12 protein-coding genes and 1 riboswitch are annotated in these 12855 nt (G+C 71.8%); of the genes, 2 read left to right on the forward strand and 10 right to left on the reverse strand.

Annotation, left to right across the window (positions count from 1 at the left end; translation table 11 throughout):
• Window positions 1–146 precede the first annotated feature (146 nt).
• Complete coding sequence (locus KIS93_RS12840) at window positions 147–338, forward strand: DUF5999 family protein (protein WP_080040273.1); 192 nt, start codon at window positions 147–149, stop codon at window positions 336–338.
• A gap of 230 nt (window positions 339–568) precedes the next feature.
• On the opposite strand, the gene KIS93_RS12845 is transcribed toward KIS93_RS12840, so the two are convergent.
• Window positions 569–1168: an alpha/beta hydrolase family protein gene (locus KIS93_RS12845; protein WP_080040274.1), complete on the reverse strand. Its 600-nt coding sequence runs from the start codon at window positions 1166–1168 to the stop codon at window positions 569–571.
• A gap of 82 nt (window positions 1169–1250) precedes the next feature.
• Here KIS93_RS12845 and KIS93_RS12850 point away from each other — a divergent pair, with 82 nt between their 5' ends.
• Window positions 1251–1586, forward strand: a complete 336-nt coding sequence (locus KIS93_RS12850) for a hypothetical protein (RefSeq protein ID WP_222107435.1) — start codon at window positions 1251–1253, stop codon at window positions 1584–1586.
• Between the two features lie 70 nt (window positions 1587–1656).
• On the opposite strand, the gene KIS93_RS12855 is transcribed toward KIS93_RS12850, so the two are convergent.
• The 9 genes from KIS93_RS12855 to KIS93_RS12895 all read right to left on the reverse strand — a co-directional run bounded on the left by KIS93_RS12855 (window position 1657) and on the right by KIS93_RS12895 (window position 12786).
• Window positions 1657–2466 carry a tetratricopeptide repeat protein gene (locus KIS93_RS12855; RefSeq protein ID WP_080040276.1) on the reverse strand — a complete coding sequence of 270 codons (810 nt, stop codon included), beginning with the start codon at window positions 2464–2466 and terminating at the stop codon, window positions 1657–1659.
• A 179-nt stretch (window positions 2467–2645) separates the two neighbouring features.
• On the reverse strand, window positions 2646–5477 hold the full coding sequence (gcvP, locus tag KIS93_RS12860; RefSeq protein ID WP_080040277.1) for an aminomethyl-transferring glycine dehydrogenase: 2832 nt from the start codon (window positions 5475–5477) through the stop codon (window positions 2646–2648).
• Window positions 5478–5659: 182 nt separating this feature from the next.
• Window positions 5660–5754, reverse strand: a riboswitch (glycine riboswitch).
• A gap of 200 nt (window positions 5755–5954) precedes the next feature.
• Window positions 5955–6575 (reverse strand): MerR family transcriptional regulator, encoded by a 621-nt coding sequence (locus KIS93_RS12865; protein WP_155127945.1) that lies wholly within the window; start codon window positions 6573–6575, stop codon window positions 5955–5957.
• Between the two features lie 147 nt (window positions 6576–6722).
• Window positions 6723–7193 (reverse strand): bifunctional nuclease family protein, encoded by a 471-nt coding sequence (locus KIS93_RS12870; RefSeq protein WP_090771501.1) that lies wholly within the window; start codon window positions 7191–7193, stop codon window positions 6723–6725.
• Between the two features lie 132 nt (window positions 7194–7325).
• Window positions 7326–7979, reverse strand: a complete 654-nt coding sequence (gene ftsR / locus KIS93_RS12875) for a transcriptional regulator FtsR (RefSeq protein WP_222107436.1) — start codon at window positions 7977–7979, stop codon at window positions 7326–7328.
• Window positions 7980–8031: 52 nt separating this feature from the next.
• Window positions 8032–8544 carry an FHA domain-containing protein gene (locus KIS93_RS12880; RefSeq protein ID WP_080040279.1) on the reverse strand — a complete coding sequence of 171 codons (513 nt, stop codon included), beginning with the start codon at window positions 8542–8544 and terminating at the stop codon, window positions 8032–8034.
• A gap of 267 nt (window positions 8545–8811) precedes the next feature.
• Window positions 8812–11328 carry a mannose-1-phosphate guanyltransferase gene (locus KIS93_RS12885; RefSeq protein WP_080040280.1) on the reverse strand — a complete coding sequence of 839 codons (2517 nt, stop codon included), beginning with the start codon at window positions 11326–11328 and terminating at the stop codon, window positions 8812–8814.
• 4 nt (window positions 11329–11332) lie between these two features.
• Window positions 11333–11917, reverse strand: a complete 585-nt coding sequence (clsA, locus tag KIS93_RS12890) for a cardiolipin synthase ClsA (RefSeq protein WP_080040281.1) — start codon at window positions 11915–11917, stop codon at window positions 11333–11335.
• 74 nt (window positions 11918–11991) lie between these two features.
• A complete protein-coding gene (locus tag KIS93_RS12895) occupies window positions 11992–12786 on the reverse strand; it encodes a GNAT family N-acetyltransferase (protein ID WP_080040282.1) in 795 nt (264 codons plus the stop codon).
• Window positions 12787–12855 lie beyond the last annotated feature (69 nt).

Here is a 12855-nt window from a genome sequence, read left to right on the forward strand (position 1 = left end):
ACGATCCGGGGATCCTCCTGTAACAGTCCGAACGGGCTATGTCGGAACGAGTGACATACGTCGCACACTTGCCAGCACAACTACCGAGCAGGCTCCCGCCCCTCCAGAACGGGAGCGAACCCTTACGAGATATCGGAGGCACGCCGATGTGCCCGCACGACCCGGCCTGTCCGGATGCCGAGGCGCCAGACCGCGAGGCGGCACGCACCCTCGCCTGCCACCCCGAGCAGGGGTGGAGTTTGCTCTGCAACGGAGTCGTCCTGTTCGAGGACACCGGCGAGCTCCTGCCCAGCGGCACCGCCATCGCCCCGCACCGCCCCGTGGTCGGCGCCGCCTGACCACCACGGCGAGCAGCCACACCTGGCCGCGCGCCTGAAGGCGAACGCCCGGCCACCCACGAGCCGCATGAGCCGCCCGCGGGCCCCGCGCCAGTAGCGGCGGCCTCAGGCACAAGCCGCGCCCACAAGCCGCCCACGAGCCGCCCACAGGCCGCACGAGCCGCGAGTGGCGGCAGGCTCGCCCCGGTGCCGCGCCACGGAGCCGGCACCGCGCGTGGCGGAGGCCGCCGTCACGGCTTCGCGTAGTGCATGATCCAGTCGGTGACGACCTCGCCCACCTTGGCGGGGTCGCGCTTGAGGTCGTGGTTCTCCCCCGGCAGCACGACCAGCCGTGCCGCGTCCGCCGCGTTGGGGATCCCGAACGGGTCGCGGTCCCCGTTCACCACCAGCACGTCCACCCCGGCGCCCCGCAGCTCGTCGGCGCGGGAACGTTCCGGCTTGCCCGGCGGATGCAGGGGGAAGGCCAGCGCCACCACCGCCGCCGCGCCGACCGCCTTGGCCGTGCGGCACGCCACCCGTGCCCCGTTGCTCCGCCCGCCCTGCACGAGGGGCAGCCGCTCCCGGCCGGCGCGCAGCTCGCCCAGGACGATCTCCCACGCCTCGTCCTGCTTGGCCGGCGAGCCCGGCGCCCGCGCCCCCGCCACCCTGAACGCCTGCGTCACCCTGGCCACGGTGGCCCCGGCGGCGAGCGCGGCGTCCCGTACGGCCAGCAGGTCAGGAGCGTCGACGCCCCCGGCCGAGCCGTGGGTCAGCACCAGCAGCAGCCGCGGGTCCGCGGCGGCCTCGTCGATCTCCACCAGCGCCGGCCCTCTCGGGGTCATCACCTGCATGGCAGCACCGTACCTGGGGAGGAGCGGCCCCTAGCCCTCAGGGCGGATGACGGCGCGCCGCTCAGCAGGGATGATGTCCTCTATGCCAGACAAACGCCTCCGGGATGAACTACAGGCTACGCTCGACGCTCGTCGAGATCTGGGTCCGGAGTACGAGAGCGCGCTCATCGACTCGTTCGTGGAGCGGCTCGACGCCACGATCGCCGCTCGGGTGCGGGCCGAGCTGGACCATCACGACCCCGTACGATCCGCCCCGCGCCGCCATCCGATGGTCCCGATCGCCTTGGGCTCGCTGGGCATCGGCGTGCCGCTGACGGCGGTGGCGGCCAGCGCGGGCGGAGCCGGGCTGCTGGTGGCCTGGATGGCGATCGTGGTGATCAACGTGGCGGCCGCGGTCGCGATCATGCGACGCTCCTGACCCTCTCGAAGGACCGCGACTCGAAGGGCCGCGACTCGAAGGGCCGCGACGGGCTGAGGAGGAGCCCGGGTCAGGTGTCGCGGTGGAAGCGCAGGCGTACCTCGGCGGCCAGGGTCTCGTCCTCGTGCTCCAGCCCGTACGACCACACCCGCCCCGCGTCCTCGTCGCGGCCGCGCAGCGGCAGCGTGCGGGCGAGCAGCTCGATCGCCAGGGCGCTGGTCTGCGCGTCGGCCCCGCCCTCGACGCTCTCGGCGAACTCGGCGCAGGCCAGCTCCAGGTGCGCGATGCCGAGCCGGACCCGCAGCGCGGGCACCTCGTCTCCGGGCGCGAACTCCAGGGCGTCGAGGAGCACCTCGGCGGCCGCTCCTGGTTCCCCGTGCTCCATCATCAGCTCGGCGAGCTCGGCGGCGGCCTGCGCGCCGACGCGTTCGTCGCCGCCCCGCGCGCCGGTGTCCATGGCGGCGCGGAACTCCTTCTCCGCCTCCTCCAGGTGCTCCGCGCGGACGGCGAGCCGGGCGAGGGCGAGGTGGGCGAGCGGCACGTAAGCGGCGGTGCCGACGCCGAGCACGGCCTGCCAGGCGCCTCTGGCCTGCTCGTCGCGGCCCTCCCGCTCGAACCCTTGCGCGAGGTGGCAGGCGGCCTGCGCGGCGTACTCGGGGTGGCCGGTGGCCAGCGCGGCCCTGGCGGCGGCCCGGGCGCCGTCGACGTCGCCGCGCTGGTCGAGGACCACGGCGAGCCCGACGGCGGCCTGTGCCCGGTCGGGATCGTCGGGGTCGGCGGCCAGCTCGCCCAGGATGCGGGCGGCGGCCTCGAGGTCACCGCGCTCGGCCAGCAGGCGGGCGGTGTCGAGGGGCGGGGTCTCCAGCTCAGAGGACGTCAAGGGAGCTCCTTGGGGCGGCGGTCGCACCGAGCCTAACGACTATTGGCGATCATGTCTGCTCACTTGACGGTGAAGGACTGGCCGGATCCGGCGCCGCGGGCGTCCCGCGTGCCCGGAGCTGCCGCGACGCATTTCCGGGCAAGCGGGACGCGGTGTGCGCGCCCCGCGCGTGTCGGGGATCAGTCCTCGTACGCCTCGAGGGGCGGGCACGAGCACACCAGGTTGCGGTCGCCGTAGGCCTGGTCGATGCGGCGCACCGGCACCCAGTACTTGCCCTCGCGCAGCGACGGCAGCGGGTAGGCGGCCTCGGAGCGGCTGTACGGGTGCGGCCACTCGTCGGCGGTGACCGCCTCGGCCGTGTGCGGGGCGTTGCGCAGCGGGTTGTCGGTCTTGTCGTACTCGCCGGAGGCCACCTTGGCGATCTCGCCGCGGATGGCGATCATGGCGTCCACGAACCGGTCGAGCTCGCCCAGGTCCTCGCTCTCGGTGGGCTCGATCATGAGGGTCCCGGCGACGGGGAACGACATGGTGGGCGCGTGGAAGCCGTAGTCGATGAGGCGCTTGGCCACGTCGTCCACGGTGACGCCGGTCTCCTTGGTGATCTGGCGCAGGTCCACGATGCACTCGTGCGCCACCAGGCCGCCGCGGCCGGTGTAGAGCACCGGGTAGTGCGGGGCCAGGCGCCTGGCCAGGTAGTTGGCCGACAGGATGGCCTGCTCGGTGGCCGCGGTGAGGCCGTCGGCGCCCATCATCCTGACGTACGCCCACGAGATCGGCAGGATGCCGGCCGAGCCGTACGGGGCGGCGGCGACGGGGCCGACGGGGGTGCCGTTGTGCAGCGGGTGGCCGGGCAGGTAGGCGGCCAGGTGGGCGCGGACGGCGACCGGGCCGACGCCGGGCCCGCCGCCGCCGTGCGGGATGCAGAACGTCTTGTGCAGGTTGAGGTGGGACACGTCGGCCCCGAACTCGCCGGGCTTGGCCAGGCCGACGAGGGCGTTGAGGTTGGCGCCGTCGACGTACACCTGGCCGCCGGCGTCGTGCACCTTGGCGCACACCTCGGTGATGGTCTCCTCGTACACGCCGTGCGTGGACGGGTACGTCACCATGATCGCGGCCAGCCGGTCGCGGTGCTTCTCGATCTTGGCGTCGAGATCGGCGAGGTCCACGTTGCCGTCGTCGTCGCAGGCCACGACCACGACGCGCATGCCGGCCATGACGGCGCTGGCGGCGTTGGTGCCGTGGGCGGAGGACGGGATGAGGCACACGTCGCGCTCGCCCTGGCCGTTGGCCCGGTGGTAGGCGCGGATGGCCAGCAGCCCGGCGAACTCGCCCTGCGAGCCAGCGTTCGGCTGGATGGAGACGGCGTCGTAGCCGGTCACCTCGGCCAGCCAGCCCTCCAGCGTGCCGATCAGCTCCTGGTAGCCCTCGGTCTGCTCGGCCGGCGCGTACGGGTGGATCGCGGCGAACTCGGGCCAGGTGATCGGCTCCATCTCGGTGGTCGCGTTCAGCTTCATGGTGCAGGAGCCGAGCGGGATCATCGAGCGGTCCAGCGCGATGTCCTTGTCCTGGAGCCGGCGCAGGTAGCGCAGCATCGCGGTCTCGGAGCGGTGGCTGTGGAAGACGGGGTGCGTCAGGTACGGGGTCTCGCGCAGCAGCGCGGACGGCAGCGCGTCGGGGGCGTTCTCGGGGTCGGCCTCGACGCCGCTCACCCCGAAGGCGGCCCAGACCTTGGCCACCTCGGCGGCGCCGGTCTTCTCGTCGCAGGCGATGGAGACGTGGTCGTCGTCCACCTGCCAGAGGTTGACGCCCTGCTCGGCGGCGGCGGCCACGACGGCGGCGGCCCTGCCGGGGACGCGGGCGAGTACGGTGTCGAAGAACTCGCCGTGCACGACCTCCACGCCGGCGCCGCGCAGCCCCTCGGCCAGGGCGGTGGCGTAGCGGTGCACCCGGTGGGCGATGCCGCGCAGGCCCTCGGGGCCGTGGTAGACGGCGTACATGCTCGCGATGACGGCGAGCAGCACCTGGGCGGTGCAGATGTTGCTGGTGGCCTTCTCGCGGCGGATGTGCTGCTCCCGGGTCTGCAGGGCCAGGCGGTAGGCGGGGTCGCCGTCGGCGTCGACGGACACGCCGACCAGGCGGCCGGGGAGCTGGCGCTGCAGCCCCTCGCGTACGGACATGTAGGCGGCGTGCGGCCCGCCGAACCCGAACGGCACCCCGAACCGCTGCGAGGAGCCGACGGCGATGTCGGCGCCGAGCTCGCCGGGGGCGGCGACCAGCGTCAGGGCGAGCAGGTCGGCGGCGGCGACGACGAGCGCGCCGGCCTCGTGCGCGGCGGCGGCCACGGCGCGGAAGTCGCGCAGCCGCCCGGAGGCGCCGGGGTACTGCACGAGCAGCCCGAAGCACTCGGGCAGGTCGCCGTCGAGGTCGTGCTCGACGAGCGTGATGCCGAGCGGCTCGGCGCGGGTGGCCAGCACGGCCTTGGTCTGGGGCAGCGCGTCGGCGTCCACGACGAACACGTCGCTCTTGGACTTGCCGGCCCGGCGCGCGAGCGTCATGGCCTCGGCGGCGGCGGTGCCCTCGTCCAGCAGGGACGCGCCGGCGACGGGCAGGCCGGTGAGGTCGGAGACGACCGTCTGGAAGTTCAGCAGCGCCTCCAGGCGGCCCTGCGAGATCTCCGGCTGGTACGGCGTGTAGGCGGTGTACCAGCCCGGGTTCTCCAGCAGGTTGCGCCGGATGACGCCGGGGGTGACGGTGTCGTAGTAGCCCAGGCCGATCATGGAGGTGAGCACGCGGTTGCGCCCGGCCAGGGCGCGCAGCTCGGCGATGGCCTCGGCCTCGCCGATGGCGGCGGGCAGCTTGAGCTTGTCCTTGGCCCTGATCGCCTCGGGCACGGCCACCGCCACCAGGTCCGCGACGGATTCGAAGCCCACGGCCTCGAGCATGCGCTGCTGCTCGGACTCCGACGGGCCGATGTGCCTGGACGAGAACGGCGGAGCTGACAGGTCGGTCATGGGGTGTGCCTCCCGAGGCTTATGGAGACCGGCGCCAGGGCGCGGGCGAGTGCCGGGTCTCCCCCTCTGTCAGCGCGGCCCCTTCACCTGCGTCGGCGCCACGACCTGAGAGCTTCACCCCCGGTGGGGCTTGCACCGTCGGTGAGGCGCGCCTGGCGGGTGCGCCTGCTTTCCAGAGTTGCCTCGCCCGAGCGGTACTGGATGCCTGAGAGATTCCGGGGAGGGTTGCTCCTTCGGCGCCCCGGGACGTGCCCGGGGACTCTCCCGCACGGGGTCGTCAGCCTTGCTGTCCTAGATTACTACGGTAGCCCCCGATAACCGGTCATTGGACCCGCTTCCGGCCACGCTCGAGCCGGCTTCGAGGCACACGGGTGCGCCGCTGCAAGGCGAGCGGGGATGCGGGGGACCCGGGCGCCGGGCGGGCGGCGCCGGATTCGGGAGGGGGCTCGGCCGGGTGGTGCGGGGCGCGAAGCCGTTTCAGCCGGTGCGCCGGGCGCGGCGCCTGCGGGCCAGCTCGTCAGCGGGGTGATCGGCCGGGACGGTGTCCTCGACCGCCGCGCGTTCCCCCGGCAGCTCCGCGAGGGAGCCCTCGACCTCTCGCCAGACCCGCCCGAGCGCGATGCCGAACACGCCCTGGCCACCCTGGAGCAGGTCGATCACCTCGTCGGCCGAGGTGCACTCGTAGACGCTGACGCCGTCGCTCATGAGCGTGATCTGCGCGAGGTCGGCGACCCCGCGGTCACGCAGGTGCTGCACGGCCGTGCGGATCTGCTGCAGCGACACCCCGGTGTCGAGGAGCCGCTTGACGACCTTGAGCACCAGGATGTCGCGGAAGCTGTAGAGCCGCTGGGAGCCCGACCCGTGCGCCGCCCTGATGGTGGGCTCCACGAGGCCCGTGCGGGCCCAGTAGTCGAGCTGCCTGTAGGTGATGCCGGCCGCGGCGCAGGCCGTCGGCCCGCGGTATCCGATGTCGCCCGGCAGCGTCGTCGGCTGCTCGTCGAAGAGCAGGCCCTGCTCCCCGGCACGCTGCCGCGCGCTCTCGCGCCGCACCGGATCTTCCTGGCCGGCCGTCTTTCCCTCGCCGCTGCTGACCGCCACGCGGACCTCCGGCTTTCTCTCATCCCGTGGCCTGATCTGGGGGTTCATAAAGGGCGACCACGGGTTTCACTTGCACCGTAGGACCGTGACCAGGCACAGTCAACGATCCGGCTCGGCGCGTCGTGAAGCGTAAATGCACTGAAATACCTACCCCGCCCTGCCGAAGTCCTCGGGAGTGATCGTGTCAAGGAACTCCCTGAACTTCTCCACCTCGTCCTCCTGGTCGTCCGGGATGATCACCCCGGCCTCCTGGACGACCTCCTCGCTGGCGAAGATGCGCGCCCCGGTGCGCAGGGCGAGCGCGATCGAGTCGGACGGCCGCGCGCTCACCTCCACGCCGTTGGAGAACACCAGATCGGCGAAGAAGATGCCGTCGCGCAGGGCGACGATGTTGACCGCGCGCAGGCCGACACCCAGGGCGCTCAGCACGTCTCGGAAGAGGTCGTGGGTGAGCGGCCGCGGCGGAGGCTCCTCCGCCTGGGCCAGCGCGATGGCCGTGGCTTCGGTCATGCCAATCCATATAGGAAGGAACCGCTCCCCGTGTGCCTCCTTGAGCAAGACGATCGGCTGATTTGTGGGCATTTCAACTCGAACGCCCACGACCTCCATCTGCAACACGGGCTGCTCCGTATTCCTGACCGGTCACCCGGCACAGCTCTTCGATCATCGCTTCTGCTGACTTGGCTTCGCAATTCAACGTAACACCCGGGGGGCCTGGAATGTGCCTCCGCCTCCCAGCTCGCTACGGTCTCAACGCCCTAGCACCGATCGGACCCCTGTGCGCACCAGGGACGCGTGCAGGTCGAGCAACAGCGTGGACAGCTCTCTGGCGACCTCGTCGGCCTCGCCGATGGCTCCCGGGCGGCGCCGTTTGAGTATGGGGGCGACCGTCTGCTCGACGAGCCCGGCCTCCCGCTCGGCCGCCGCCTTGACCGCCCGCAGGTGGCGGGCGTGCAGGCCGAAGCGGGCCAGGGCGCCCACGGTGCGGGCCACCTTGAGCGCCTCCTCGTCGTAGCGCCTGGCCACGGGGGCGAGCAGGCCGTAGTCCTCCAGCTCGGCGAGGGTCTCCTCGTCGATGCCGGCGGCCTCCAGCAGCTCGGCCCGGCTGAGCCTGGTCTCCTGCGGCTGCTGCAGCGCGCGCGGGCGGCCGAAGCTCTCGGCCATCCTGTCCTTGATCACCCGCAGCGGCAGGTAGTGGTCACGCTGCTCGGTGAGGATGAAGCGCAGCTGCTCCACGTGCAGGTGGGTGAACTTGCGGTAGCCGGACGGGCTGCGCTCGGGCTCGATCAGGCCCTCGCCCTCCAGGAACCTGATCTTCGAGATCGTCACGTCGGGGAACTCGCCCTGCAAGAGCGCGAGCACCTCTCCGATGCTCATGTGCGAGCGGGCCGCCTGGGAGCTCATGCCGCCTCCCGCCGACGGCCGCCCGTCTCCGTGAGTCGCTCACTGCGCCCGCTCATGCGCCGGAGTTGCCCCGCATCAGGAAGAGAAGGCGGAACTTGCCGATCTGCACCTCGTCTCCGGAGTGCAGAGGAACCTCCTCGATGCGCTCCCGGTTGACGTAGGTGCCGTTGAGGCTGCCCACGTCGCGCACGGAGAACTGGCCGCCGCGGTGGCGGTAGAACTCGACGTGCCGGCGGGAGACCGTGATGTCGTCGAGGAAGATGTCGCTCTCGGGGTGCCGCCCGGTGGTGGTCAGGTCCTTGTCGAGCCGGAACCGGCTGCCCTGGTTGGGGCCCCTGGTCACCGTGAGCAACGCCGTGCCGGGCGGCAACTGCTCGACCAGCGCCCGCTCGGCCAGGAGCATGTCGCCTGTCTCAGCCTCGTACGCCTCGATTCCCGCGACGGAGATCGTCGATGTGGTGTCCCCGGAGACCTCGGGTCTGGTCAGCGGTGACCCACAGCGGGAACAGAAACGGGCATCCTCGGGGTTGGCGTGCCCGCACTGCGTGCAGTAGACGCTCGGCATCGATCGGCTCGGCCTCCTACCGCGAAGACGCGGCGACGGTGCTCAGGGCGCGCCTCGCTTCGCTTTTTCACGTTTGCGAATGCCGCAACTTACGCTGATCAGCGGCAAAGGTCAAGGCGGGGCGCTGCACGTTGGTTCGGACGCAGACAAAGTTACCGCCGCCCCCGCCCCGTGGTCCATGCCGCCGCGCGTTTCTACATTACGATCTTGCGGCACTCCCTGGGCACATCTTCGGCAAACCCTTTCCGATCACAGCGTGTGACAGTATCACCCCGCGGCCTGTTCCACGATCCGGGCCCAGCGTTCGATGAGGGCCTGCGCGCCGTCCATGTCCGCGGCCTCGGCCCACAGGTCCGTGACGGGCTCGGCGGCGGCGGGCAGCACCAGCACCCAGCTCCCGTCGTCGCGGGTCACCCGCACGCCGTCGGTGGTGTCGATGCGCTGCCCCTGCTCGGCGGCGGAGGCCTCCGCCTCGGCCGCCTCGATGACCGAGCGCATGACGGCGCCCTTGGTCGCCCACGGCGTGGGGACGGTGCGCTTGAGCAGCTTGACCTCGGGGATGCGCGCGTCGATCTGGCTGAGCGAGAGCCGGGTGCGGGCGACCAGGCCGAGCAGCCGGATGAAGGCGGCCAGCCCGTCGATGGCGGGGCTGAACTCCGGCACGACGAACCCGCCGCGCCCGTCGGCCGCGAAGATCATGTCGGGGCCGGCGGCGGCGGAGGTCAGGGCGTCCTGGGCGGTGGAGGTCCACTGCACCTGCACGCCGTGGAAGCGGCACACCTGCTCGGCGACGCGCGTCGTGGTCACCGGCAGCGCCACCTGGCCGCCCCTGCGCTCGGCGGCGACCAGGTCGAGCACGACGAGCAGGGCCCGTTCCTCGCTGATGAGCTGGCCCTTCTCGTCCACCAGGGCGATGCGCTCGCCGACCGGGTCGAAGCGCACCCCGAACGCCGCCCGCGAGCTGCTGACCAGCTCCGACAGGCGCTGCAGGTCGCGGCGGCGCTCGGCCAGCGTCTCGGTGGGCGAGACGTCGTCGAGGCGGGCGTTGACGGTGAGCACCTCGACGCCGAGCCGGCCGAGCAGGGTGGGCAGCACCAGCGAGGACGTGCCGCCGGCGCAGTCCACGACGACCTTCATGTCGCGCACGCCCTCGACGCCGACGTTGCGCAGCAGCTCGTGGGTGTAGCTCTCGAAGACCCTGGAGGGGTAGGCCAGCTCGGCGATCTCGCCGGGGAAGGCGCGCCGGAACTCCTGGCGGGAGAAGACCCGCTCCAGCTTGCGCTGCGCGGCCGGCGGCAGGTCGGCGCCGCGGTCGTCCATGATGACGATGTCCACGCTCTGCGGGTCGCCCGGGGTGGTGCGCAGCGCGATGCCGCCGGCGGCCGACTCGCGCGCGGTGTGGAAGCGGGTGACGGGCAGCGGCGCGGCCTCCAGGTCGAGGACGTTGATGGCGCCGGCGGTGAGCGCGCCGATGACGGCCCGCTTGAGCGCCCTGGCGGCCAGCGAGCAGTCGCGGGAGGTGACGACGTACTCGCCCTTCCTGAGGGTGGTGGCGTACGCGCTGGCCAGGCGCACGCACAGCTCGGCGGTGATCTCGACGTTGACCAGGCCGCTGACGCCCCGGGGGCCGAACAGGTTGCGCTGGCCGCGCGACTCCCAGATGACGCTGGTGTTGACGACCGCGCCCGCCTCGATGGTCTTGAACGGGTAGACCTTGACCCCGCTGGAGACGTACGCCTCGGCCTCGATGACGCATTCGTCGCCGATGATCGCGTTCTCCTCGATGCGGGCGCCGGCCATCACGTCGGTGCTCTTGCCGATGACGCAGCCGCGCAGGTGGGCGCCGGGGCCGAGGTAGACGTTGTCGTGGACGACCGCGCGGTGCAGGAACGCGCCCTCGCGCACGACCGCGTTGTTGCCGAGGACGGTGTACTCGCGCAGCTCGGCGCCCGCCTCCACCTTGGCGTAGTCGCCGATGAGCAGGGGGCCCTTGAGGACGGCGTCGGGGTCCACGGAGGCGGAGTCGGCGACCCAGACGCCCGGGGAGAGCTCGAAGCCGCCGACGTCCAGCTCGACCTTGCCGGATAAGGCGTCGGCCTGGGCCTTGAGGTAGCTGTCGTGGGTGCCGACGTCCTCCCAGTAGCCGTCGGCGACGTAGCCGTAGATGGCGGCGCCGCGCTCGAGGAGGGCGGGGAAGACGTCGGAGGACCAGTCGACGGGCTCGCCGGTCGCGACCGCGTCGAGGACCTCGGGTTCCATGACGTAGATGCCGGTGTTGACGGTGTCGGAGAAGACCTGGCCCCAGGTGGGCTTCTCCAGGAAGCGCTGCACGCGGCCTTCGTCGTCGACGATGATGATGCCGAATTCGAGGGGGTTCGGGACGCGTTTGAGGCCGATCGTCACGAGAGCCCCATTTTCCCGGTGAAAACGGATCATGTCGGATAAATCAATATCCGTCAGGGCATCTCCGGAGATCACCAGGAATCGGTCGTCGCGGAGGCGGTCGGCGGCGTTCTTGACGCTGCCGGCGGTGCCGAGCGGCACGTCCTCGGTGGCGTACTGGAGGCTCATGCCCAGCTCGTCGCCGTCGCCGAAGTAGTTGCGCACGAGCGCGGCCAGGAACTGCAGCGTCACCACCGTCTCGGTGACGCCGTGCCGCTTGAGCAGGCGCAGCACGTGCTCCATGATCGGACGGTTGGCCACCGGGAGCAGCGGTTTGGGCTGGTTGGCGGTCATCGGTCGTAGCCGAGTGCCCTCCCCGCCCGCCATGACGACCGCCTTCACCCGATCACCCCTTCAGCTTGGCCGCGGTTACGAGTTGGCGCACCTGTACCACATACAGCACCCCCGCCCACCAGTACAGGCCTGTTCCCCAGAGCGCGAACGCCCACCCGACAATCCGGGCTATTTCGGCATACCACCCAGAGTGGGAGGCAAGGAAGAGGAGCGGGAAGGCGTACATGAGGTTGAACATGGCGGCCTTGCCCAGGAAATGCACTTGAAGTGCCTTATATCGGTATTTGCGAAGTACGGGGAAGGAACTCGCGACCAAGAGTTCGCGGCCGAGGATGACCACGACCAGCCACCACGGGATGACCTCGCGCAACAGGAGCGCGAAGATCGTGGCGAAGACGTAGAGCTTGTCCGCCGCCGGGTCGATGAGCCGGCCGAGCCTGCTGGTCTGGTTGAACGCCCGGGCGATCTTTCCGTCGAGCCAGTCCGTGAAACCGGCCACCGCCAGCACGCCGATGGCCCAGCCGTCCGCCTGGGGCACGAGAACCAGCCAGAGGAACACGGGGACGCCCAGGAGACGCAGGAAGCTCAGCAGGTTAGGAACCGTCCAGATCCGGTCCTCGGCGGAAGTTTCGCTCACGAGCAGACCCTACTGCGTGGAACTGCGCGGCAGCGCTCGCGTCCCGTGCCTCCTGCGGCCAGAGGGGCTCGGGGTCAGGTGCGCAGGAACGCGTGGGTGCGGCCGACCTCCTCGAAGCCGAGCCTGGCGTAGAAGTGGCGGGGCCAGTCGGCCGCGTCGGCCACCAGGAAGATCAGCTCGGCGCCGGCGGCCTCGGCCAGCAGCGCCTCCATCAGGGCCCGCGCGTAGCCTCTGCCCCGGTGCTCCTCGCCGGTGAAGACGCTCTCGATCTGCGCGACCCCGCCCTGCGCGTACAGGTCGGCGCGGGCCGCGATGTCGCCGGACGGTGCCCGCACGGCGCGGAAGCCCACCTGGTCGGCGCCCCGCACCCGGGACTCCACGCGCCTGGCGAGCCCGTCGATCACCTCGTCGGGGGCCTGCGGCAGCGTGCGGCGCCAGTCGCGCCGCAGCACCGGCTCCAGCTCCGCCGGACTCAGCCGCTCGGCCGGGGGCGCGTCGTGCGGGATCTGGCCGCGGAAGACCATGACGAGGTTCGTCTCGTGCTCGTAGCCGGCCGCCGCGAACGCGGGCGCGCAGGCCGTGCCGAGGCGGTCGTCGTCGACGCAGACGAGCCGGTGCTCACGCCCGGACAGCACCTCGTCGGCCGCCGCGATCAGCCGCCCGGGCTCGGCCTCGGCCGCCGTGACGACGAGCTTGTTGTCGTCGTACGAGCCGGGGAACCGATCGTCGAGCACCCCGAACCCGCCCGCCACCGGCACCACCACGGGCGCCCTGCGCCGCGCGAACTCCTGGAGGAAGGCCAGCGCCCGCGCCAGGTCCGCCGCCGCCCCGCCGCGGCCGAGAGCCGGCCCGCGGAACAGCTCATCCACGGACGCTCCGCAGGAACTCCTCGATCAGCCGGGAGTCCTTGACGCCCGGCGCGCTCTCCACGCCGCTGG

The sequence above is a fragment of the [Actinomadura] parvosata subsp. kistnae genome (assembly GCF_900323885.1).
Taxonomy (GTDB): Bacteria; Actinomycetota; Actinomycetes; order Streptosporangiales; family Streptosporangiaceae; genus Nonomuraea; species Nonomuraea composti.